Source organism: Streptomyces kaniharaensis (assembly GCF_009569385.1).
GTDB lineage: Bacteria > Actinomycetota > Actinomycetes > Streptomycetales > Streptomycetaceae > Kitasatospora > Kitasatospora kaniharaensis.
In genome coordinates, this window is the sequence record NZ_WBOF01000001.1 from 590276 (window position 1) to 611442 (window position 21167).

Genomic DNA, 21167 nt, shown 5'->3' on the forward strand with positions numbered 1-21167 from the left:
GCGACCGGGGTCCGCGCCGGGCGGTGGTCTCAGAAGCTGCAGACGCTGCCGCAGCTGGACCAGCCGCCGCAGGTGCTGTTCTGCACCGCGGCGGTCACGTACACCTCGTCCGCGAGCTCGCCGGCCGGGTGGACCTGGTGGCCCTGGCCGAGGGTGAGCCGGAAGTCCTCGTCCTTGAGCGCGCGGACCTGCTCAGCCGTGGGCAGCATGTTGCCTCCTACAAGCGTTCGGATGCGGCACGGGTGTGCCGGATCGGGATCCTGACAGCGCCTCACCCGTCACACCAGAGGCATGCGCCCCACCCGACCCGATTCCGGCCAGGATCGAAACAGCACCCGCCGCACCGCCGAACCCCCGTTCCCGCAGGCCGCACCCCACCTCGTCTCGCACCACCCCGCCGCCCGGCCGCACCGACGGCCGTACACCTGTCCGAAATCCGGACGATGGCGCTCACTTGAACCGGACTCCAACGTTTGTGCCAGCCGCCGCTGGGAAGCCGTGCCCGGCCGTCGCCACAGCCGAGGTCACCCACCGGGAACGCACACGGGCCCGGGGGCGTGACGCCACCGGGCCCGTGTCAGGCGTCCGGGCCGACCCGGTCGGGTCGGCCCGGACGTCACGGTCAGGCGAGGTCGAACCGGTCCAGGTTCATCACCTTGACCCACGCCGCGACGAAGTCCGTCACGAACTTCTCCTTGGCGTCGTCGCTCGCGTAGACCTCGGCGAGCGCGCGCAGCTCGGAGTTCGAGCCGAACACGAGGTCGGCGCGCGTGCCGCTCCACTTGAGCTCGCCGGTGGCGGCGTCGCGGCCCTCGAAGGTCGTCGCGTCCTCGGACGTGGCCTTCCAGGTGGTGCCCAGGTCGAGCAGGTTGACGAAGAAGTCGTTCGTCAGGACGCCGGGCGTCTCGGTGAGGACGCCGTACGAGGACTGCTGGTGGTTCGCGCCGAGCACCCGCAGGCCTCCGACGAGGACGGTCATCTCGGGGGCGCTCAGGTTCAGCAGGTTCGCCTTGTCGAGCAGCAGGTACTCGGCCGCCAGCCGGTTGCCCTTGCCGACGTAGTTGCGGAAGCCGTCCGCGGCGGGCTCCAGAGCGGCGAAGGACTCCACGTCGGTCTGCTCCTGCGTGGCGTCCACCCGGCCGGGCGAGAACGGCACCTCGACGGCGTGGCCCGCCTCCTTGGCGGCCCGCTCGACGGCCGCGCTGCCGGCCAGCACGACCAGGTCGGCCAGCGAGACCTGCTTGGCGCCGGACCGGGCGTTGAAGTCCCGCTGGATGCCTTCCAGCGTGCGCAGCACGATCGCGAGCCGGTCCGGGTCGTTGACCTCCCAGCCGACCTGCGGCTGGAGGCGGATCCGCCCGCCGTTGGCGCCACCGCGCTTGTCGCTCCCGCGGAAGGAGGCGGCCGCGGCCCACGCGGTGGAGACCAGCTGGGCGACGGTGAGGCCGGAGGCGAGGACGCTCTCCTTGAGGGCGGCGACGTCGGCGGCGTCGATCTGCGCGTAGCTGACGGCCGGCAGCGGGTCCTGCCAGAGCAACTGCTCGCTCGGCACCTCGGGGCCGAGGTAGCGGACGACCGGGCCCATGTCGCGGTGGGTGAGCTTGAACCAGGCCCGGGCGAAGGCGTCGGCGAACTCCTCGGGGTGCTCCATGAAGCGCCGCGAGATCGGCTCGTAGACCGGGTCCATGCGCAGCGACAGGTCGGTGGTCAGCATCGTCGGGGCGTGCCGCCGGGACGGGTCGTGCGCGTCGGGGACGGTGTCCGCCCCGGCGCCGTCCTTCGGCTTGTACTGGTAGGCGCCGGCGGGGCTCCTGGTGAGCTCCCACTCGTAGCCGAACAGCGTCTCGAAGAAGGAGTTGTCCCAGGTCACCGGGGTGGGCGTCCAGGCCCCCTCCAGGCCGCTGGTGATCGCGTCGGCGCCCTTGCCGGTGCCGAAGGCGCTCTTCCAGCCGAGGCCCTGCTGCTCCATCGGGGCGGCCTCGGGGTCGGGGCCGACGTTCTCCGCCGGGCCGGCTCCGTGGGTCTTGCCGAAGGTGTGACCGCCTGCGATCAGGGCGACGGTCTCCTCGTCGTTCATCGCCATCCGGTAGAAGGTCTCGCGGATGTCGCGGGCGGCGGCGATCGGGTCCGGGTTGCCGTTGGGGCCCTCCGGGTTGACGTAGATCAGGCCCATCTGGACCGCGGCGAGCGGGTTCTCCAGCTGGCGGTCGCCGGTGTAGCGCTCGTCGGCGAGCCAGGTGGTCTCCGGGCCCCAGTAGACGTCCTCGTCCGGCTCCCACTCGTCCACGCGGCCGCCGCCGAAGCCGAAGGTCCTGAAGCCCATGTCCTCCAGGGCGACGTTGCCGGCCAGGATCATCAGGTCGGCCCACGAGAGGGCGCGGCCGTACTTCTTCTTGACCGGCCAGAGCAAGCGGCGGGCCTTGTCGAGGCTCGCATTGTCGGGCCAGCTGTTGAGCGGGGCGAAGCGCTGCTGGCCGCCGCCGGCGCCGCCGCGGCCGTCGCGGATCCGGTAGGTGCCGGCGCTGTGCCACGCCATGCGGATGATGAACGGGCCGTAGTTGCCGTAGTCGGCCGGCCACCAGTCCTGCGAGGTGGTGAGCACCTGCGCGATGTCGCGCTTGACGGCCGGGAGGTCGAGGGTGTTGAACGCCGCGGCGTAGTCGAAGTCCGCGCCGAGCGGGTTGGCCACGGCGGGGTTCTTGGCGAGGATCTTGAGGTTCAGCTGGTCCGGCCACCACTGGCGGTTCCCGCCGCCCTGGGTGGGGTGCGGCGCGCGCCCGTGGACCACCGGGCAGCCGCCCGTGCCCTCCGCCTCTGCCGCTACGACGGTTGCATCGTGGTTCTCAGACATGGGAATCCTTCCCTAGACAGGCGGATCACGGTGTCTTTCGCTACCTAGTGTGCTGCTACCTAGGCTATCGCCGGAGCCGATCCTACGATGGACGCAATCCAAGTCAAGAAAGACACCAAACCCATATCCGATCGGGAACCGGATATCGCCGATACCGGTTGATAAACTCCCGGCTTCTCCCATGACCTGAACAGGTGAATCGATATGAGTGACCTGCTGGAGCGACTGCGCGCGCGCGGCTGGCGCCTCACCTCCCAGCGGCGTGTCGTGGCGGAGGTCCTCGACGGCGACCACGTCCATCTCACCGCTGACGAGGTGCACGCCCGCGCCACGGAGCGGCTCCCGGAGATCTCCCGGGCCACCGTCTACAACGCCCTGGGCGAGCTGGTGTCGCTCGGCGAGGTCACCGAGGTCTCCACCGACGGCCGCGCCAAACGCTACGACCCGAACGCCCACCGCCCGCACCAGCACCTGATCTGCACCGGCTGCGGCACCATCCGCGACGTCCACCCGGCCGGCGACCCGGTCGCCGACCTGCCGGCCGAGCAGCGTTTCGGCTTCACCGTCTCCGGGGCCGAGGTCACCTACCGGGGGCTCTGCCCGTCCTGCGCGGGCTGACCGCTCCCGGCCGGCCCGCCCTCGGCCCTCCAGCGGACGGGCAGCGACTTGAGCCCGTTCTGGAAGTTGGAGACCAGTCGCTTCGGCGGCGCGCCCGAAGCGAGCTCCAGGCCGGGCAGCTCGGAGACGATCCGGCGGATCAGGGCCGACATCTGGATCCTGGCCAGTCGCGCTCCCACGCAGAAGTGCGGACCGAACCCGAAGCTGACGTGGTCGTTCGGCGTGCGGGTGATGTCCAGGCGGTCCGGGTCGGGGAAGACCGATTCGTCCCGGTTGGCGGAGGCATGGTAGACGACCACCTTGTCCCCACTGCGGATCGGCTTCCCGGCCAACATCACGTCCCGAGTGGCGGTCCGCCGGAACTCCAGAACGGGCGGCCAGAACCGGAGCAACTCCTCCACCGCCGAAGGGATCAGATCGGGCCGTCGGGACAACCGGCCGTACTGGTCGGCGTGGGTGAGCAGGGAATACAGACCGCCGGGCAGGCCGTTGCGCAGCGTCTCGTTGCCGGCGACTCCGAACAGGAAGAACATCGTCTCGAACTCCGCAGCACTCAGTCCTGCCTCCCGCATGCGGGCGACCATGCTGCCCGGCGGTGGCTGTTCGGCGAGCGCGTGGGCGTAGGCGAACATGTCGGCGAGGGCGGCCCGGGAGCGCGGGTTGACCGGGCGGCCGTCGGGGGCGGTGAGCGCAACGGGGCGGCGGACGAGCGCGGCACGGCCCATGTCGGTCAGCTGAGACGGGTCGGCGCTACTCGACTCGGCGTAATCGGGGTCCTGGTAACCGATCACGCGATTCGACCAGTCGACCAGCAGTTGCCGGTCCTGCTCCGGCACGCCCAGGATTCGCGCCAGCGTCCACACGGGCAGATCAGCGGCGATCGGCACGAAGTCGGCCTCGCCCGAAGGACGGATCGCGGCAACGAGTTCGGCCGCGCGACTCTCGATGGCGACGGTCAGCTCGTGCAGCGCACGCGGGGTGAAGGCGGCAGCGACGGCCCGGCGCAGCCGGGAGTGGTCGGGCGGGTCCTGGTTGAGCATCATCGTGCGGGCGAAGTCCAGGTCGGCCGCCGAGTCGGGGTCGCGGATCTGGGTCGCGCCGAGGCGTGAGGAGAAGTCCTCCGGGCTGCGAAGCACGTGCTTCACGTCCGCGTGCCGCAGCACCGCCCAGTAGCCGGGCCCGGCCGGCCAGTCCCCCACCGCCGGCTCCTCCACCCAGCAGACCGGCGCCGCAGCCCGCAGCTCACGGAACAGGCCGTACGGCACACCCTCGGCGTACGTCTCGGGAAGGAAGAGCCGATTCACCCGCGCCTGGTCGAAGCCCATACCGACCGACCGTACGCCGCGCCCCGGCGGCCTGCCAGAACGCGGGATGTCGCGGCTGCGCCCATCGGTCGCCGGGATCCCGTAGGGTCGGCCAATGGCGAAGTACTTCGACGTGCACCCAGAGTCCCCCCAGCCGCGCACCATCGGCACCGTGGCCGCCAGTCTCCGGTCCGGAGCCCTCATCGCGTACCCGACCGACTCCTGTTTCGCCCTGGGCTGTCGGTTGGACAACCACGACGGGCTCGAGCGGATCCGGTCGATCCGGCGTCTCGACGAGCGCCACCACTTCACCCTGATGTGCGTGGACTTCGCGCAGCTGGGGCAGTTCGTCCAGCTCGACAACAACGTCTTCCGTGCCGTCAAGGCGGCGACGCCGGGCAGCTACACCTTCATCCTCCCTGCCACCAAGGAGGTTCCGCGCCGCCTGATGCACCCGAAGAAGAAGACGGTGGGAGTCAGGATCCCCGACCACGCCGTCACCAGGGCTCTGCTCGCCGAACTCGGTGAGCCCCTGGTCTCCAGCACCCTGTTGCTCCCCGGTGAGGACGAACCGATGACACAGGGTTGGGAGATCAAGGAGCGGCTCGACCATCTGCTGGACGCCGTGGTGGACTCGGGCGACTGCGGCACGGAACCGACGACGGTCGTCGACTTCTCCGGCGGCGGGCCGGAAATCGTCCGGCGGGGGGCCGGCGACCCCACGCGCTTCGAGTGACGGGCCGGGCACACCCGTGGTCGGGGGTCATCGTCACCTTCGAGGCGTTCTCGCACTGATCGGCGTCGCGAGCGCCGCCGGCAGCCCTCACCCTCGCCGGCGCCCGTGGCGCCGAACCAGGCCTGCATCAACCTGGGTCCCGGAGAACCACCTTGGAAGCACGGGAGTTCTTCCATGACCGCACCAGCCATCAGGCGATGCGGCGGGCGCCCTCCGACGGGACGGCGGTCAGGGTGCGCGGGGTGGCGTAGCCCGCCGCGTGGAAGGCGGTGGTGACTTCGGCGGCGATCTTGTCGGCGGCTTGGGCTTCGACCAGGGCGATGACCGAGCCGCCGAAGCCGCCTCCGGTCATGCGGGCTCCGTGGGCTCCGGCTGCGACCGCGGCGCCGACGGCGAGGTCGGTCTCGGGGCAGGAGACCCGGTAGTCCTCGCTCAACGAGGCGTGGCCTGCGGTGAGGATCGGGCCGAGGGGGGCGAGGTCGCCGGCGTCCAGATGGGCGACTGCTTCCTCCACGCGCTCGTTCTCGGTGACCACATGCCGCACCAACGGCCTCAGTTCGCCTGGCAGTTGGGGCAGTGCGGACGGAAGGTCGGCGAACCCCAGGTCGCGCAGGGAGTGCAGGCCGAGCAGCCTGGCGGCCCGCTCGCAACCGGCGCGCAGGGCGGCGTACGCGCCGTCGCCGAGGTCGTGCTTGACGCGGGTGTCCAGGACGAGCAGCGCGAGGCCCGCGCCCGCCAGGTCCACAGGTACCTGACGTACCGTCAGGTCATGACTGTCCAGGTGCAGCGCCGCTCCCGCCCGGCAGCACATGGACGCCATCTGGTCCATGATTCCGCACGGCACCCCCACGAACGCGTTCTCCGCCCGCTGGGCGAGCAACGCCAGCTCGGGTGCCGAAAGCCCCAGCCCGTACAGGTCGTTGTACGCGAGGGCGACCGCGCACTCCAGCGCGGCCGAGGACGACAGCCCGGCTCCCGCCGGCACGTCGCTGTCCAGGAACAGCTCCGCGCCGCCGACGTCGTGCCCGGCCTCGCGCAGCGCCCACACCACCCCCGCCGGGTAGGCGGCCCAGCCGGCGACGCCGCCCGGGGCGAGGTCAGTGACGGCCGCCTCGGCCGAACCGCCCTGCGTCGAGTGCAGCCGCAGCAGCCCGTCGTCGCGCCGCCCGGCCTGGGCGCGGACCGTCTGCGGCAGGGCGATCGGCAGCACGAAACCGAGGTTGTAGTCGGTGTGTTCGCCGATCAGGTTGACCCGGCCGGGGGCGGCCCACTCCCCCTCGGGGGCGCGGCCGTACAACTCCGTGAACGTGCTCATTAGAGGACCATCCCTTCTGCAACCCTCTTCGGTAGGGTTGTGACCTCTCGGTCCCGGTGGGTGCATGGCCAGTCGCGCGAGCCGTTCGTCGGCCACGATGAGTTACGCCAGCCCCGCCGGGCCGAGGCCGTCTGATCGGCTTCAGGGACACGCCCCGCAGAGGGCCGATTAATGAGCTCCCGGCAGACGACCTCACAACCGGGCAGGTGCTCCGTCGACGTCACAGGAGTACGACCTTCGTGTTCATCGGATGGGACTGGGCGACCGAGACCCACGACGTCACCGTCATGGACAACTCCGGCGCCCACGCGGATCGCTGGGAACTGACGCACACCGAGCAGGGCATCGACGCCACGCTCAAGCGCCTTCGCAGGCTGGGGAACCCTGCCGATCTGCCGGTGGCGATCGAGACCACCCGCGGCCTGGTCGTGGACCGGCTGCTGGCCGCCGGCCACCCGGTCGTGCCGGTCCACCCCAACGCCTTCCACGCGATGCGCCCGCGCTGGGGCGCCTCCAAGGCCAAGACCGACGCCGGGGACAGCCACAAGCTCGCCGACTACCTGCGCACCGACGGCCACCAGCTGCGACGTATCACCCCCACCGACCCCAGGACCCTGGAACTCCAGGCCCTCACCCGCCAGCGCGCCGACCACGTCGAGGCCAGGGTCGCCGCCGTCAACCAGCTCGACGCCCAGCTCGACCAGCTGTGGCCCGGCGGCAAGGCGATCTTCGCCGACCGCGACAGCGACATCGCGCTGGAGTTCCTCGACCGCTACCCGACCCCGCAGGCCGCCGCCAAGCTCACCCCTGCCAAGCTGGAAGCCTGGTGCAAGCGACGCGGCTACTCCGGCCGCCGCACCGGCAAAGCGCTCATCGAGCGCATGCGCTCCGCCCCGAGCGCCGCGACCCGCCTGGGCGAAGCCACCGTCGCCACGCTGGTCCGCGTCCAAATCCATCTGGTACGCGGCATACGCGCCACGATCCGCGAGCTGGACAGGGCCATCACCGATGCGGTCACCGCCCACCCCTACGCGCCGCTGCTGGCGGGCATGCCACGCATCGGCACGGTCAACCTCGGACAGATCATCGGCGAACTCGGCCCGATCCTCGAACGCGCGGATTCCTGCGAGCAGTTCATCGCCGAAGTCGGCGTCGTCCCGGTCACCCGCGCCTCCGGCAAGTCCCACACCGTGACGTTCCGCTTCGCCACCAACCGGCGGGCGCGCCTGGCCGTCACCACGTTCGCCGACAACAGCCGGCACGGCAGCGACTGGGCCGCGAAGATCTACAACGACGCCCGGGCCCGCAAGAAGCGACACCCCCACGCCACCCGCATCCTCGCCCGCGCCTGGCTGCGAGTGATCTGGGCCTGCTGGCGCGACGGAACCTGCTACGACCCCGCCACTCACCAGACCAACAGCAAGACCAAAACGGCCCCGGAGGCGGCCCTGGCGGCATAGGCGTTGACTCAGGAAACTCATCGGGCTACCTCCCGCAGCCGGCGGGCCGCGTCCTCGGGGGTGACGTCGTTGACGAAGGCGTCCATGCCGGATTCCACTCCGGCCAGGTACTTGAGCTTGTCGGCGGCGCGCCGGATGGTGAACAGCTCCAAGTGGAGGCCGAGTTCGGCCCGCTGACGAGCCGGGGCCTGGTGCCAGGCGGCGATGTACGGGGTGCGTCCGCCGCCGAAGAGGCGGTCGAAGCGGCGCAGCAGGTCGAGGTGGAGCCGGGGGAACTCGGCGCGCTGGGCCTCGTCGAGGGCGGTGAGGTCGGGCACCCGGCGGTGCGGGTAGAGGTGCACCTCGTAGGGCCAGCGCGCGGCGAACGGGACGAAGGCCGTCCAGTGTTCGCCGGCCAGCACCACCCTTGCGCCGTCCGCGCGTTCGGCGGCGACGAGGTCGTCGAAGAGGTTGCGGCCGGTGGCCGCGCGGTGGCGCTCGGCCTGCCCGATCATTCGCGCGGTGCGCGGGGTGGTGAACGGGAAGGCGTAGATCTGGCCGTGCGGGTGGGCGAGGGTGACGCCGATCTCGGCGCCGCGGTTCTCGAAGCAGTACACCTGCTCCACACCGGGCAGGGCGGACAGGGCGGCGGTGCGGTCCGTCCAGGCGTCGAGCACCAGGCGGGCCCGCTCGGGGGAAAGGTCGGCGAAGGAGGCGTCGTGGTCGGCGGTGAAGCAGACCACCTCGCAGCGTCCGGCGCCGGGCCCGGCCGTCCACAGTCCGCCCCCGCCCACCTCGGCCGCAACCGGGGCGCCGGCCAGCGACGGGAACCGGTTCTCGAAGACGGCCACCTGGTAGTCGTCGGCGGGGATCTCGCTGAGCCGCCCGTCCCGGGAGGGGCAGAGCGGGCACTCCTCGGCGGGCGGCTGGTAGGTGCGGGCCTGCCGGTGGGCGGCGATGGTGACGTGGTCGCCGGTGACGGGGTCGAACCGCACCTGGGAGGCGGGGGTCCGCGGGTCGAGCGGGCGCCGGTCGACGGCGTTCCGGGGGACGGCGGCGCCGCGGTCGTAGTAGATGAGCTCCCGGCCGTCCGCGAGCGTGGTCACGGTCCTGGCGGTGGGCTCGGTGACGGTCCCGGCCATGGCCCTCTGCTTCCTCCTCGATCCGACGGTGAAGTCCGACGGTGCATCCGGCAGTTCATCCGGCAGTTCATCCGGCGATGAATCCGACGTGAATCAACAATCTCGAACACTATCCAACAGGAACGGCTGTCCGGAAGTGTCCGCCGCCTGCCATGATGACGGTGATCGTGGCCGTCCGCGCCGCACCGACCCGAGGAGGCCGTCCGATGGCCGACAGCACCCAACCGCTCGCCGGGCAGCGGCGCGCATTGATCCTGGAGCAGGTGCGGGAGCGGGGCGGGGTCCGGGTGACGGAACTGGTGCGCGACCTCGGAGTGTCCGACATGACCGTCCGGCGCGACCTGGACGCCCTCGCCCGCCGCGGGCTGGTGCACAAGGTGCACGGCGGGGCTGTGCGGATCGAGGCCCCGCTGAGCCGCGAACCCGGGTTCGAGACCAAGGCGCACTGGGAGCTGCCCGCCAAGGAGGCGATCGCCCGGACCGCCGCCGCCCTGGTGCCGCCCGGTTCGGCGGTCGGGCTGGCGGCCGGGACGACGACCTTCGCCGTCGCCCGGCACCTGCGCGCCGTCGAGGGCCTGACCGTGGTCACCAACTCCCTTCGGATCGCCGAACTCCTCGAACAGCCCGACGAGGACGGCACACCCGCCACCGCGACGGTGATCCGCACCGGCGGCGTGCGCACGCCCTCGGACGCGCTGGTCGGGCCGGTGGCCGACCAGGCGATCCGCTCGCTCCACGTCAACGTGCTGATCCTCGGCTGCCACGGCCTGTCCGCGGAGACCGGGCTGACCACCCCGAACCTGGCCGAGGCGGAGACCAACCGGGCCTTCCTGCAGTCCGCCCGCCGGGTGGTGGTGGTCGCCGACCACACCAAGTGGAACGCCGTCGGCCTGGCCTCCTTCGCCGCTCTGGAGCAGCTCGACGTGCTGGTCACCGACGACGCCCTGCCCGCCGAGGCCCGGGCCGCCGCCGAGCGCCTGGTCGGTGAACTGATCGTCGCGCCGTCAGGGGAGAACGGCCCGGAGACCCGCTCGGACGCCCAACCCTAGGAACTGGCCCGCACCACCAGGTCGGTGGGCAGCTCCAGCCCGGCGGCCCGCGGCGCCTCCCCGCGCACCTGGTCGAGCAGCCTCTCGACCAGCGCGCCGGCGATCGCGCGCAGCGGCAGCCGGACGGAGGTGAGCGCGGGGTGCAGGTGGCGGCAGAGCGGGGTGTCGTGGAAGCCGGTCACCGCCACGTCCCGCCCGACCGTCAGGCCCTCGGCGCGGACGGCCTCGTAGACGTCCAGCGCCAGCAGGTCGCTGCCCGTCGCGACGGCCGTCGGCCGGTCCGGCCCGGCCAGCAGCTCCCGGACGGCTTCGACGCCGGGCCGCGCGGTGGTGACCGCCGTCAGGCCGAGCCGATGCGCCTCGGCGAGGAAGCCGGCCCGGCGGTCCGCCATCCACGGCAGGTTCTCGCTGTCGCCGACACAGGCACTTCCGACATACGCGATCCGCCGGTGGCCGCGCTCGGCCAGGTGCCGGACCACGGTGGCCATCGCCGGGCCGTTGGCGATGTCCACCCAGTGCTGCGGCTCCCCCGGCCCCGTCCGCCCGAAGGTGGTGAACGGGACGCCCGCACGCACGACGTGCCCGATCCTGGGGTCGTCGCGCAGCACGTCCGCCAGCACCAGCCCGTCGACCTGGCGGGCCGCCACCAGCTCGTCGATGGCCGCCAGCGGGTCGGCCGCGCCCGGCGCGGGGCGGAACAGCAGCACCCGCTGGCCCTGCGCCCCGGCCGCGTCGACCAGCGCCTCCAGGAAGCCGGCCATCAGCGGGTTGGGGTCGAACGGGTCGTCCACCGGCGCGAGGTAGCCGATCGTGCGCCGGGCGCCGCTGCGCAGCGAGCGGGCGGACTGGTCCGGCTGGTAGCCGAGTTCGCGGATCGCCGCGGTCACCCGTTCCAGGGTGTCGGGGCGGACCCGGTGCGGGGCGTTGAGCACGTTGGAGACGGTCTGCCGGGACACCCCGGCCGCGCGGGCGACCTCCTCGATGGTGGTGGCGCCGCGGCGCGGTCGGTGTGTTCCCTCGGGCATCGGCTCTCCCAGGCGGTCAGTCAGGTCCAGGTCCAGGCCCAGGCCCCAGCCCGGATCCGGATTCAGGGCCGGGTCCAGGTCACGGGCGGCGCAGGGTCAGCAGCCCGCCGCGCGGTACGGGGATCACGCCGTCCCGGCCGAGCTCGACCGCGCCCTGCCGGACGATACGCCCTCGGGCGTCCTGGACGGTGGCCTCGGCGGTGCCGCTGCCGCCGGTCAGCCGGACGTCCGGGTCGGCGTCGGCGTTGGCGACCAGCAGGGTGCGCCAGTGCTCGCCGGAGGCGTCCACCGGCAGCGCCGCGTACCGGGCGACCGCGGCGGTGGCGCCGCCGGTGGCGGTGACCATCGGGTAGCCGAGGTCCGGCCGGGCCGGGCGCAGGTCGCCGAGTTGCAGGGTGCCAGTGTGCTCACGGAAGACACCGAGCCAGAACGCGATCGCCTCGCGCTGCTCCGGGCGCTGCGCGGCGAGGTCGACGGAGATCTGCGGGACGGCGAACAGCACGTTGATCAGGTGGCAGGCGATCTGCTCGGGCGGCTCGGCCGGGTGCCACATCAGCATGTCGGAGTGGACCGGGACGGGCCCGGCGGCGAGCCGCACGTCGATGGTGCGCTGCCGGTTCTCGTGCGGGCTGAGCGGGCAGTCGGTGGCCCGGATCATGGTGACGTACGGCCACAGGCCGGGGCTGACGTACGGCTGGCGGTGCTCGATCATCGCCTCCGGGTCGGCCGCGGTGATCCGTCGGCGGATCCCTGCCAGCAGCCGCTCGACGCCCTCGTCGACGCTCTCGCAGTCCGCCTCGGGACCGGCGGCCGGCGCTTCGGGGTGGGCGAACCAGTCGACGAAGTCGACCTTGAGCCCGTCCATGCCCCACTCCTCGACGGCCCGGGCGAGCTTGCCGGTCAGGAACTCGCGGACCTCGGGGTAGCGGGGGTCGGCGACGATCGCGCCCATGTGGGCGGCGTCGGCGAGCGCGAACCGGCCGATCCGCTCGAAGGCCGCGCTGTCCCTGCCGATGAACGGGAGTGCGTACCAGAGCACGTACCGCATGCCGAGGTCGTGGACGCGTCGCACGTGGGCGGCGGTGTCCGGGAGGGAGACGGGCTCCCAGTCGCCGCAGTGCGCGTAGCCGCGGGTGCGGTCGGCGGTCATCCAGCCGTCGTCGACGATGACGACGTCCATGCCGAGTTCCTTGCCGAGCGCGGCCTGCGTCTCGACGGCCTTCGGCGAGACGTCCTGGTGCATCGAGTACCAGGTGGAGTAGGCGGGTCGGCGGGCCGCCTCGGGGATGTGGGCCTCGCGGCCGGTGCGCCACCAGGCGGCGAGGTCGGCGAGGCAGGCGGCGTAGTGGCGGCGCGAGGTGTCGATGCGGACGGTGAGCCGGCCGGCGGCCTGGGCCCAGAACCGGAAGTCGCCGGTCTCCTCGACCACCCCGGCGCCGGCCAGCACGTCGGGGCGCTCGGCGGCGAAGGCGCAGATCGCGACGTCGCCGGTGCCGACCAGGGCGGCGATCGGGGCGCCGCCCGCGAGGCCGGTGCGGCGCGGGGCGCTCCAGGCGGCGGGCAGCCGGCCGGTGCCGCGCGGTTCGGGCGTCCAGAAGGCGGTGGCGTCGACGCAGGGCACCCGCCACTCGATCCGGACGTCGCCGTCGCCGGCCGCGGTCACCTCGACGAGGCCGTCACCCGCCGCGCGGGCCGTCGCCGCGCCGCTGACCCGCAGGTCCAGGCCCTCGGCGTGGAGCGGGCGCAGGTCGCCGACGGCGGCGGGGGCGTGCGGCTCCCAGATGTCGGTCATGATCAGCCTTTCGTCGCACCGGCCAGCAGGCCGGAGATGAACTGCCGCTGGAGGAGCAGGAACAGGGCCATCATGGGCAGGGTGGACAGCGCGGTGCCGGAGAGAATCGCGCCGTAGTCGGTGGTGCTCTGGTTGCCGTGCAGGGTCGCGAGGGCGACGGGCAGGGTGTGCATGTCGGGGCTGCGCAGGGCGACCAGCGGCCAGACGAACTGGTTCCAGGAACCCAGGAAGAGGAAGATCGCCAGGGCTGCCAGCACCGGCCGCATGACCGGCACGACGACGTTCCACAGCACCCGGAGCTCGCCCGCGCCGTCGACCCGGGCGGCGTCCAGGAGTTCGTCGGGCAGGCTGGTGAGCGACTGCCGCATCAGAAAGACGGCGAAGGGCACGCACAGGCCGGGCAGGATGATGGCCTGGTAGGTGTCGAGCAGGCCGAGGTCCGTCATCATCTTGAACAGCGGTACCAGCATGACCTGTTCGGGCACCACGAGGGTGGAGAGCAGCAGCGCGAACAGCAGGGTACGGCCGCGGAAGCGGAACTTGGCGAAGGCGTACCCGGCCAGCAGCGCGACGACCAGCGCGCCGACCGTCTGGACTCCCGCCACCAGCAGGGAGTTTCCGACCACCCTGAGCAGACCGATCCGGCGCTGGAGGCGGTCGAGGTTGTCGCCGAGGTCGCCGCCGGGCAGCAGCTTCGGCGGCCAGTCGAAGATCTCCGTGTCCTTGCGGGTGGCGGCGATCACCAGCCAGTAGAAGGGGCCGACGGACAGGCCGGTGACGCCGGCCAGGAGGAAGGTCAGCGGCCAGCCCCGCAGCTCCTTGAGGTGCGACGACTTGTCGGGGTTCACGTCCCGCGCTCTCCCATCAGGCGCATCTGGACCGCGCCGAGCACCGACACGAGCAGCGTGAGCGCGTACGCGACGGCGGAGGCGTAGCCGAAGTCGAAGTACCGGAAGCCGTTCTGGTACAGGTACATAGAGACGGTGAGGGTCGCGTTGTCCGGGCCGCCGCCGGTCAGCACGTAGGGCTCGTCGAAGAGTTGGAGCGTGCCGATGGTGGACAGGACCACGGTGAACAGCAGGACCGGGCGCAGCGCCGGGACGGTGATCGCGGTGAAGCGCCGGACGGGGCCGGCGCCGTCGACCATCGCCGCCTCGTACAGCTCCTTCGGGATGCCCTGCAGGCCGGCCAGGTAGATGACGGCGTTGTAGCCGGTGTAGTGCCAGGTGAGGACCAGGACGACGGACATCCGGGCCCAGAACGGCCGGCCGAGCCAGTCGACGGCGGGCAGGCCGACGGCGTCGAGCAGCCAGTTGACGGCGCCGTGCTCGGTGTTGAGCAGGAAGGCGAACATCACGCCGGTGGCGACCAGGCCGGTGACGGCGGGCATGAAGACGCCGAGGCGCCACACGGCGCGCCAGCGCACCAGGACGGAGTTGATGCCGGCGGCCATCAGCAGGGCCAGGCCGAGCATCAGCGGGACCTGCACGACGAGGATCTCGGCGGTGTTGCGCAGGGCCGTCCAGAACAGCGGATCGTCCAGCAGGCGGCGGTAGTTGGCGAGGCCCGCGTCTCGGGTGGCGGCGCCGGAGCCGGTGGTGAAGGACAGCAGCAGCGAGTCGAGGATCGGGTAGGCCTTGAACACGCCGAAGGTGATCAGGGCGGGAGCGAGCAGCAGGTACGGCACGGCGGTGCGGCGCCACCGGGCGCTGCGGTGCGTCCGCCTGGCTTCCTCGGCAAGGGGGACGGACGGGGCGGCGGGCTCGGCGGCGGCGGTCATGCGGTGCTGCGTCCGGTCTGCTGGGCGAGTTGCTTGGCGGCGTCCTGGAGGACGGCGGCCGGGTCGCCGCCCTTGAGGAAGACCTTGGTCTGGGCGTCGCTGGCGAGCTTGAGGGCACGGGCGTAGTCGCCGGAGTAGTTGGTGGGGTCGCCGCCGTCGACGGCCAGGTCGGCGAAGGTCCTCAGGACGGGCTGGCCGCCGTAGAAGGTGCTCGGCGCGGAGTACATCGGGTCGGCGTAGGCCTCGGTGAGGGCGGGGAAGACGCCGCCGGCGGTGAACATGCTGTTCACGGAGGCGGTGCGGGTGAGCGCGTACTCGACGAACTTCCAGGCGGCGCGGCGGCGCGGGCTGGAGGCGGCGACGGCGAGGTGGGTGGAGTTGACCAGGGCGGTGCGCTTGCCGCCGGCGATGACGGCAGGGGGCTTGGTGAGCCGCCAGTTGCCGCTCTGGTCGGCGAACTTGGTCTCCAGGTAGTGCGCGGCCCAGGCGGGCATCGGGGCGACGGCGAGCCTGCCGGCCTTCATCAGGGTGGCCCAGCCCTGGTCTCCGGGGGCGTCCGCGATCAGCCCGGCGTCGTCCAGCCGCTTGACGGTGGCGAGGGCGCGGACGTCCGGCTCCGAGCCGAAGGTGATTCTGCCCTGGAGGTCGAAGTAGAACGCGCCCTGGAGCTGCATCAGGGACTGCAGGAAGTCCAGGTCGGGGTCGGGGTTGGCGGCCTTGTTGATGCCGATGAGGGAGATGCCGGGGTTGGCGGCCTTGAACCGGTCGGCGGCCGCGACCAGGTCGTCCCAGGTGGCGAGGCCGGCGGGGTCGATCCCGGCCTTGTCGAAGTAGTCCTTGCGGTAGAAGAAGCCGAGCGGGTTGACCTCCCAGGGCAGCGCGTAGGCATGGCCGTCCTTGCCGGTGACAACCGGCCACAGGCCCTTGGCGAACTTGTCCTTGTAGGAGTCGGCGCCGTACTCGGAGAGGTTGGCCAGGCCGCCGGGGAACTTCTCCAGGTAGCCGGGCAGGTAGTCGCAGCCGATGTGCAGGACGTCGCCGAGGCCCTGGCCGCCGGCCGCGAGGCCCACGGTGATCTTGTCCCAGATGGCCGGGTTGCCGATGTCCTGGACGTCGACCTTGATGCCCGGGTTGTCCTTCTCGAACGCCGGGACGACCCCGCGCAGAGCGGCGGCGGCCGTGGCCCAGGACCAGACGGTGACCGTGCCGGTGTCGGCGTCCCCGCCCGAGGCGCTCCCGGAGCCGGAGTAGCCGCAGGCCGCGAGAGCGCTGCCCGTGGCCAGGGCCAGCAGGCCGGCCCCAGAGGCGCGGAGCAGATCACGACGTGAAAGGTGTGACATTGCATTCCTCCCGAGTTTGAACGTTCAAATCCACAAAACAAACCAGAACCAAACAGGTTCGGACGGGGCGGAGACAGCAAACGCCCGCCCTCCGCACCCCGTCAACCCCTGGGCGCACGGAGGGCGGGCTCCGCAACCGTTCCGTTACCGGACTCCCCGGCACGGGTGCCGCCCGATCATTCGCGAGCCGGGCACAGGTAGATCGGGTGGGGCTCGATCCCGAGGAAGGCGATCGCGCGTACCGCACCGACCTGGACCAGCTGATGGGCGATCCGTTCGGCAGAGGCCGGGGAGAAGAGGTCGGCGAGGTAGCCGGCCTGGTCGTCGTCCAGCGGGAGTTGAGCGAGGCTGGTACGGACGGCGTCGAGGGCGTCGGGAAGCCTCGCGAAGGTGGCGGCCTTGGTGATGCCCTTGATCTCGACCGTGACGGGGAAGGGAAGTTCGGCGCTCACTGCCCGCCTCCGACCAGCGCCCACATGGCCTTGCCGATGCCACCCGCGCGGGGGCAGCAGCCCCAGCGGGCAGCGAGCTGGGAGACCAACCAGAGCCCACGACCGGCCTCGTCGTGTTCGGTGGAGGGGCGCGCCGTGGGTCGGGTGGCGTCGGCGTCGTGGACTTCGACGCGGAGGGCGTCGGGGTGGAGTTCGAACTGGATGTAGATGAGCCGCCCGGACGGGGTCTTGGCGTGGAGGACCGCGTTGGTGACGAGCTCGCTGAGCACCAACTCGCCGGTTTCAACGAACAGTTCGCCGTCCGGACGGTCGGCGAGGAAGGAACGGAGCAGCCCTCTGGCCACCCCGACGGACTTTCGGTGCATGGGCAGCCAGCACGAGTACTCGCTTGCGGGGGTTGGCGACTTCTCCAGCATTCCGGGCATGGCGGGGCCTCCTCCGGGCGTGGCGGGAAAGATCGCGATCCGAAGGGCGGCGAAAGGCACGGGAATGCCCGAGCAATGAGCCATCAGGATCACGCTGTGTGGTGATGTTCACCACGCTTCGTAGCATGCTCCTTGCCTACCTCTTCGTGCAACACGATCCAGCAAAGTGCATATGCTCTTTGAGATCTGATGTGACGAAACCACTTCCGCCACGCCAGACTGTGGCTCGACGACAGAGCGCGACGAGGGGAGGTCGGAGCGTGGCCGCAACACCGACGGTGCGCCGCCGAATGCTGGGTGCGGAACTGCGGAGGATCCGGGAGGGACTCAACCTCAAGGTCGACGACGTAGCAGCCCGGCTCAGTTGGCACCAGTCCAAGGTCAGCCGGCTGGAGAACGGCCGCCATGGCGTGCGGGCGAACGAGGTCGGGATACTGCTCGACGTCTACGAAGTCACTGACCCAGCAACCCGGGAAGCGCTTGCAACGCTGGCGCGCGAGGGCAAGCGCCGGGTGTGGTGGCAGCCGTACTCCGATGTGATCTCACAGCGATACGCCTCGTTCATCAGCTTCGAGGCGGAGGCCGTGTCGATCCGGAACTTCGAGTCGGCGCTCATCCCAGGACTACTCCAGACCGCCGACTACGCGAGGGCGGTGATTCGCGGGCTCCGACCGGAGGCGGCGCCCGAGGTGATCAATGCACTGGTCGATGTGCGCCTGGCTCGGCAGAACGCGGCTCTTCGTCGAGAGGAGCCGCTGAAGCTCTGGGCAATCGTGGACGAGGCCGCACTTCGGCGGGTAGTCGGAAGCAAAGCTGTCATGGCCAAGCAGCTACAACAGCTCGTCACCGCCTCCAAGGAGCCACATATCACCTTGCAGGTCGTGCCGTTCGAGGCCGGCGCCCATCCGGGAGTGCTCGGCTCGTTCGTGATCCTGGAATTCCCCGTCCGGAATGATCTCGACGTGGTGTACACGGAGGCCATGACGAGTAGCCTCTATCTCGAACGGGATGACGACGTTACAGCCCACGACCAGGCGTTTGACCGACTCCGAGCAGCAGCACTTGATGTCGGGCCGTCACGGCGACTTATCGCGCGGATTGCAAAGGAAATTGAGTGATGGACACCGAACGGGGCACGGCGTGGCGGAAGAGCACGTTCAGCGGCGACCAGGGAAACTGCGTTGAGGTAGCCGACGGCTTCGCCGACCTCGTCCCGGTCCGGGACTCGAAGGACCCCAACGGCCCTGCTCTGGTCTTCCCCGCCGACGCATGGACTGCGTTCGTCACCGGCATCAAGACCGGCCAGTTCCCCAACGCCTGAACGCACGTGCGCGAGAAGTCGGCCCGGCCGACTTCTCGCGCAGCCCTGCCAGCCGGCTACCGATCCGCGGTGAGCTTGCCGGCCGCGCCCCAGTTCTCTGCCGGGTACTCCTGGATCCACACGAACACACTCTCGGCGGGCACCTCAAGTGCCTCCACGAAGGCGTCGGTGACCTTCTTGACCAGCTGGCGCTTCTGCTCGACCTCGCGCGGGCCCTGCTGGATGGTGACGATCGGCATCTTCGGCTCCTAACCGGGTGTTCCTGCCGGGCTTTCCGGCCGAGAACAGTCCACCCGATCGGGCCGCCCGCACCCAGACCCGAATCGCTCTGGCAGCGATCACGAATCCTGATCGTCCCAGGTCGGGGTCGTCTGGCGGCAGGCTTCCAGGAGCAGCCGGGGAAGCGGGGCGGAGCGCCGTACGGCGATCGAGGTCGGCAGGGCCAGCGGGGTTCGGCAGGGGCGGAAGGCGATCCGGCGGGCGTTCATCATGCGGGCGTTGGCGGCGTACACCACCGTCCACATCGGGGTTCCGGTGCCGATCGAGGCCAGGGTGTCCTGCAGGGTGCTGTGGGCCGGGCCGAGGATCGGCCGGAAGCCGGCCTGCGCGCAGGCGTCCATCACCAGGTCCACCAGCGCCGGGTGGTTGCGGCGTTCGGTCAGCCGGAGTGGCAGGGCGGCGAGTTCCGCGAGTTCGATCTCGGGCTGGTCGGCGAGGGCGTGCCGGGCGGGCAGCGCGAGCACCAACTCGTCCTGCCAGACGGGCAGGAAACGGAGATCGGCGCTGCTCCCGGCGATGGCACCGCGCACGAAGGCGGCGTCGAGGCGGCCGTCCGCCAGCCGGGCGAGCCGTTCCCGTACCGGGGTGGAATGAAGTTCGACGCGCACGCCGGGGGCCCGTCGCTGGTAGGTGTCCAGGATCAGGTCGAGCCTCTCACCGAGCCCGGTGACGGTGCCGAGCCGGAGCACGGCGGGTGCGGCCAGATCGGCGGCGAGGGCGCGGGCGGCGTCCTCGGCGGCCAGTACGTCCCTGGCGGCGGGCAGGAAGTGCTCACCGGCCGGGGTCAGCCGGACGTACCGGGGCGAGCGGTCGAACAACTCGACCTTCAACTCCCGCTCCAGACGCCGGACCTGCTGGCTCACGGCGGGCTGGCCGAGCAGCAGCTTCTCGGCGGCCCGGCCGAAGTGCAGTTCCTCGGCGACGGCGACGAAGCAGCGCAGCTGCCGTAGCTCCATGCGGTCCCCCTGCTCGATATGCCGACGACCCATGGTCGCAGGCCGGGACGTGCGGCGACGGGCGCGCCAGAACCTGCCGCAGGGCGCAGCGCTTCGGCTCGTCAGTCGAACGTCGGGGAAGGCCGGCCCGCCCGGTCGCCACCTGGTGCCGTCGCCGCGGCGGCCTCCTGAACACCGCAGGTGACCACCGCGCATGTGAACGCGATCAGCGGGGCCTGCCAGCCCCACGAGGCGAGCGCGATCACCGCAAGGTTGGGCACCAAGTGGACAGCGGAGACGGCGAACGCCGCCCGCGCCCAACCCCCGCCGCTCCCCGGACGGCGCGCGGTCACCTGGTGGCGCCCCCAGAGCAAGGCTGCCACTGCCGCGACGGCGGCCATCACGGCAGCACCCATCCGGGCCAGGGCGGCATCGGTCACACCGTCAGGGTCGAGCGCGGCCGGATCGGGTGTGTGCACGCTCATCGCGACCACAGTCCAGCCGACGGCCGCGGCACCCAACAGGAAGACCAGAACCTTCGCCCGCTGTCCGGACCAAGCCGCCGCAGAACGTGTGATGTTCGATTCCATGCTTCATGCTAAGGGCTGACCCGTAACGCCGGCGGGGCGTCAGATGGGTGCGCCAGTATGCGCAGCACGGTCATGAGCTTGGCGAAGTCTCCCGGACTCAACCCGGTGAACGGGCCTGTCCGGGACGACTCCGTCGCCGTGATCACAGCAGGCACGCCGAGCTCATCTCACCCACCACCAGCAGGTACGGGGTGCCCTCATGTCGGGACCGACCTCTAGTAGTACCCCTTCGTGCCGTCGAGAAGCTCCCGGACGATGTCCGCGTGCCCCGCGTGCCGCCCGGTCTCCTCGACAAGGTGGATCAGCATCCAACGGAGGTTGGCGCTGCCGGCGCGGAAGTCGGGGTGGCGGCCGACATCGTCCAGGGAGGCCGCGGCGACGATCTCGTTGCTGCGGGCACACTGGGCCTCGTACTCCGCGAGGAGCTCGGCGAGGGGGCGACCGTCGGTGTGCCAGTCGGCGTCGTCGCTCGACTCGTCGCACGACGGGTTCTGCTTCTTGTCACCGCCGAGGAACAACACCTCCAGCCATATGTGCTCGGTCCAGCGCATATGGGAGACGAGACCGGCCATCGTCATGGCTGGTGAGGTCGGGATGACCGAGCGGTGCGCGTCCTCGTCGTCCAGCCCCTCGCACTTCCAGCGCAAGATCTGCCGCTGCAGGTCCAACCAGCCTACGAGCGCGGTCCGTTCGTCCGCTTGGAGCGGGGGGCGTTCCAGTTCCGATGCCATACCGGCGCACGCTACCGGGACAGTCGGGAGGACGCAGCTGGAT

General features: G+C 71.3%; 22 protein-coding genes. 6 read left to right on the forward strand and 16 right to left on the reverse strand.

What is annotated here, in order from left to right:
• Window positions 1-29: 29 nt before the first annotated feature.
• Window positions 30-209 carry a hypothetical protein gene (locus F7Q99_RS02625; RefSeq protein ID WP_153459890.1) on the reverse strand — a complete coding sequence of 60 codons (180 nt, stop codon included), beginning with the start codon at window positions 207-209 and terminating at the stop codon, window positions 30-32.
• Between the two features lie 413 nt (window positions 210-622).
• A complete protein-coding gene (gene katG / locus F7Q99_RS02630) occupies window positions 623-2851 on the reverse strand; it encodes a catalase/peroxidase HPI (protein ID WP_153459891.1) in 2229 nt (742 codons plus the stop codon).
• Between the two features lie 204 nt (window positions 2852-3055).
• Here katG and F7Q99_RS02635 point away from each other — a divergent pair, with 204 nt between their 5' ends.
• Entirely contained in the window at window positions 3056-3469 is a 414-nt protein-coding gene (locus tag F7Q99_RS02635; RefSeq protein ID WP_153459892.1) for a Fur family transcriptional regulator, read from the forward strand.
• Here F7Q99_RS02635 and F7Q99_RS02640 read toward each other — a convergent pair.
• Window positions 3436-4794, reverse strand: coding sequence for a cytochrome P450 (locus tag F7Q99_RS02640; protein ID WP_153459893.1), 1359 nt, complete (start codon window positions 4792-4794; stop codon window positions 3436-3438). The two genes, F7Q99_RS02635 and F7Q99_RS02640, sit on opposite strands and share 34 nt — an antisense overlap.
• Window positions 4795-4888: 94 nt before the next feature.
• Here F7Q99_RS02640 and F7Q99_RS02645 point away from each other — a divergent pair, with 94 nt between their 5' ends.
• The gene (locus tag F7Q99_RS02645) at window positions 4889-5509 is read left to right on the forward strand and encodes an L-threonylcarbamoyladenylate synthase (RefSeq protein ID WP_153459894.1); all 621 of its coding nucleotides are present in this window, start codon (window positions 4889-4891) and stop codon (window positions 5507-5509) included.
• A 190-nt stretch (window positions 5510-5699) separates the two neighbouring features.
• Here F7Q99_RS02645 and galK read toward each other — a convergent pair whose 3' ends face one another.
• A complete protein-coding gene (gene galK / locus F7Q99_RS02650) occupies window positions 5700-6824 on the reverse strand; it encodes a galactokinase (protein ID WP_153459895.1) in 1125 nt (374 codons plus the stop codon).
• Between the two features lie 239 nt (window positions 6825-7063).
• Here galK and F7Q99_RS02655 point away from each other — a divergent pair, with 239 nt between their 5' ends.
• Complete coding sequence (locus F7Q99_RS02655; RefSeq protein WP_326846179.1) at window positions 7064-8284, forward strand: IS110 family RNA-guided transposase; 1221 nt, start codon at window positions 7064-7066, stop codon at window positions 8282-8284.
• Window positions 8285-8301: 17 nt separating this feature from the next.
• On the opposite strand, the gene galT is transcribed toward F7Q99_RS02655, so the two are convergent.
• On the reverse strand, window positions 8302-9405 hold the full coding sequence (gene galT, locus F7Q99_RS02660) for a galactose-1-phosphate uridylyltransferase (protein WP_153459896.1): 1104 nt from the start codon (window positions 9403-9405) through the stop codon (window positions 8302-8304).
• 206 nt (window positions 9406-9611) lie between these two features.
• Here galT and F7Q99_RS02665 point away from each other — a divergent pair, with 206 nt between their 5' ends.
• Window positions 9612-10454, forward strand: coding sequence for a DeoR/GlpR family DNA-binding transcription regulator (locus F7Q99_RS02665; RefSeq protein WP_153459897.1), 843 nt, complete (start codon window positions 9612-9614; stop codon window positions 10452-10454).
• Here F7Q99_RS02665 and F7Q99_RS02670 read toward each other — a convergent pair.
• The 7 genes from F7Q99_RS02670 to F7Q99_RS02700 form a co-directional block, all read right to left on the reverse strand.
• A complete protein-coding gene (locus tag F7Q99_RS02670; RefSeq protein WP_153459898.1) occupies window positions 10451-11479 on the reverse strand; it encodes a LacI family DNA-binding transcriptional regulator in 1029 nt (342 codons plus the stop codon). The genes F7Q99_RS02665 and F7Q99_RS02670 overlap by 4 nt on opposite strands.
• A 79-nt stretch (window positions 11480-11558) precedes the next feature.
• On the reverse strand, window positions 11559-13271 hold the full coding sequence (locus F7Q99_RS02675; protein WP_153459899.1) for a glycoside hydrolase family 36 protein: 1713 nt from the start codon (window positions 13269-13271) through the stop codon (window positions 11559-11561).
• Between the two features lie 2 nt (window positions 13272-13273).
• Complete coding sequence (locus tag F7Q99_RS02680; protein ID WP_326846180.1) at window positions 13274-14119, reverse strand: carbohydrate ABC transporter permease; 846 nt, start codon at window positions 14117-14119, stop codon at window positions 13274-13276.
• A complete protein-coding gene (locus F7Q99_RS02685) occupies window positions 14116-15051 on the reverse strand; it encodes a carbohydrate ABC transporter permease (protein ID WP_153459900.1) in 936 nt (311 codons plus the stop codon). Before F7Q99_RS02685 ends, F7Q99_RS02680 begins: the two co-directional genes overlap by 4 nt.
• On the reverse strand, window positions 15048-16391 hold the full coding sequence (locus F7Q99_RS02690) for an ABC transporter substrate-binding protein (protein ID WP_153459901.1): 1344 nt from the start codon (window positions 16389-16391) through the stop codon (window positions 15048-15050). Before F7Q99_RS02690 ends, F7Q99_RS02685 begins: the two co-directional genes overlap by 4 nt.
• Before the next feature lie 176 nt (window positions 16392-16567).
• Window positions 16568-16843, reverse strand: coding sequence for a hypothetical protein (locus tag F7Q99_RS02695; protein WP_153459902.1), 276 nt, complete (start codon window positions 16841-16843; stop codon window positions 16568-16570).
• Window positions 16840-17268: an ATP-binding protein gene (locus tag F7Q99_RS02700; protein ID WP_230210140.1), complete on the reverse strand. Its 429-nt coding sequence runs from the start codon at window positions 17266-17268 to the stop codon at window positions 16840-16842. The genes F7Q99_RS02695 and F7Q99_RS02700 overlap by 4 nt, the downstream gene beginning before the upstream one ends.
• 125 nt (window positions 17269-17393) lie before the next feature.
• Between F7Q99_RS02700 and F7Q99_RS02705 the strand changes: the two genes are divergently transcribed.
• Together F7Q99_RS02705 and F7Q99_RS02710 are read left to right on the forward strand one after the other, a co-directional pair.
• Window positions 17394-18386: a helix-turn-helix domain-containing protein gene (locus F7Q99_RS02705; RefSeq protein ID WP_230210141.1), complete on the forward strand. Its 993-nt coding sequence runs from the start codon at window positions 17394-17396 to the stop codon at window positions 18384-18386.
• Window positions 18386-18589, forward strand: coding sequence for a DUF397 domain-containing protein (locus tag F7Q99_RS02710; RefSeq protein WP_153459903.1), 204 nt, complete (start codon window positions 18386-18388; stop codon window positions 18587-18589). Before F7Q99_RS02705 ends, F7Q99_RS02710 begins: the two co-directional genes overlap by 1 nt.
• Window positions 18590-18645: 56 nt before the next feature.
• On the opposite strand, the gene dmpI is transcribed toward F7Q99_RS02710, so the two are convergent.
• From dmpI to F7Q99_RS02730, 4 genes are all read right to left on the reverse strand, one after another.
• Window positions 18646-18828 carry a 4-oxalocrotonate tautomerase DmpI gene (gene dmpI, locus F7Q99_RS02715; RefSeq protein WP_153459904.1) on the reverse strand — a complete coding sequence of 61 codons (183 nt, stop codon included), beginning with the start codon at window positions 18826-18828 and terminating at the stop codon, window positions 18646-18648.
• 99 nt (window positions 18829-18927) lie between these two features.
• Window positions 18928-19824, reverse strand: coding sequence for a LysR family transcriptional regulator (locus tag F7Q99_RS02720; protein WP_153459905.1), 897 nt, complete (start codon window positions 19822-19824; stop codon window positions 18928-18930).
• A gap of 101 nt (window positions 19825-19925) precedes the next feature.
• Window positions 19926-20288: a hypothetical protein gene (locus tag F7Q99_RS02725; RefSeq protein WP_153459906.1), complete on the reverse strand. Its 363-nt coding sequence runs from the start codon at window positions 20286-20288 to the stop codon at window positions 19926-19928.
• A gap of 320 nt (window positions 20289-20608) precedes the next feature.
• Complete coding sequence (locus tag F7Q99_RS02730; protein WP_153459907.1) at window positions 20609-21124, reverse strand: DinB family protein; 516 nt, start codon at window positions 21122-21124, stop codon at window positions 20609-20611.
• Window positions 21125-21167 lie beyond the last annotated feature (43 nt).

Excerpts from the sequence above, each read along its gene's own strand:
- F7Q99_RS02625 (WP_153459890.1), bottom strand. The coding sequence starts at position 209 with ATGCTGCCCACGGCTGAGCAGGTCCGCGCGCTCAAGGACGAGGACTTC.
- katG (WP_153459891.1), bottom strand. The coding sequence starts at position 2,851 with ATGTCTGAGAACCACGATGCAACCGTCGTAGCGGCAGAGGCGGAGGGC.
- F7Q99_RS02635 (WP_153459892.1), top strand. The coding sequence starts at position 3,056 with ATGAGTGACCTGCTGGAGCGACTGCGCGCGCGCGGCTGGCGCCTCACC.
- F7Q99_RS02640 (WP_153459893.1), bottom strand. The coding sequence starts at position 4,794 with ATGGGCTTCGACCAGGCGCGGGTGAATCGGCTCTTCCTTCCCGAGACG.
- F7Q99_RS02645 (WP_153459894.1), top strand. The coding sequence starts at position 4,889 with ATGGCGAAGTACTTCGACGTGCACCCAGAGTCCCCCCAGCCGCGCACC.
- galK (WP_153459895.1), bottom strand. The coding sequence starts at position 6,824 with ATGAGCACGTTCACGGAGTTGTACGGCCGCGCCCCCGAGGGGGAGTGG.
- galT (WP_153459896.1), bottom strand. The coding sequence starts at position 9,405 with ATGGCCGGGACCGTCACCGAGCCCACCGCCAGGACCGTGACCACGCTC.
- F7Q99_RS02665 (WP_153459897.1), top strand. The coding sequence starts at position 9,612 with ATGGCCGACAGCACCCAACCGCTCGCCGGGCAGCGGCGCGCATTGATC.
- F7Q99_RS02670 (WP_153459898.1), bottom strand. The coding sequence starts at position 11,479 with ATGCCCGAGGGAACACACCGACCGCGCCGCGGCGCCACCACCATCGAG.
- F7Q99_RS02675 (WP_153459899.1), bottom strand. The coding sequence starts at position 13,271 with ATGACCGACATCTGGGAGCCGCACGCCCCCGCCGCCGTCGGCGACCTG.
- F7Q99_RS02685 (WP_153459900.1), bottom strand. The coding sequence starts at position 15,051 with ATGACCGCCGCCGCCGAGCCCGCCGCCCCGTCCGTCCCCCTTGCCGAG.
- F7Q99_RS02690 (WP_153459901.1), bottom strand. The coding sequence starts at position 16,391 with ATGTCACACCTTTCACGTCGTGATCTGCTCCGCGCCTCTGGGGCCGGC.
- F7Q99_RS02700 (WP_230210140.1), bottom strand. The coding sequence starts at position 17,268 with ATGCCCGGAATGCTGGAGAAGTCGCCAACCCCCGCAAGCGAGTACTCG.
- F7Q99_RS02705 (WP_230210141.1), top strand. The coding sequence starts at position 17,394 with ATGCTCCTTGCCTACCTCTTCGTGCAACACGATCCAGCAAAGTGCATA.
- F7Q99_RS02710 (WP_153459903.1), top strand. The coding sequence starts at position 18,386 with ATGGACACCGAACGGGGCACGGCGTGGCGGAAGAGCACGTTCAGCGGC.
- dmpI (WP_153459904.1), bottom strand. The coding sequence starts at position 18,828 with ATGCCGATCGTCACCATCCAGCAGGGCCCGCGCGAGGTCGAGCAGAAG.
- F7Q99_RS02720 (WP_153459905.1), bottom strand. The coding sequence starts at position 19,824 with ATGGAGCTACGGCAGCTGCGCTGCTTCGTCGCCGTCGCCGAGGAACTG.
- F7Q99_RS02725 (WP_153459906.1), bottom strand. The coding sequence starts at position 20,288 with ATGAGCGTGCACACACCCGATCCGGCCGCGCTCGACCCTGACGGTGTG.
- F7Q99_RS02730 (WP_153459907.1), bottom strand. The coding sequence starts at position 21,124 with ATGGCATCGGAACTGGAACGCCCCCCGCTCCAAGCGGACGAACGGACC.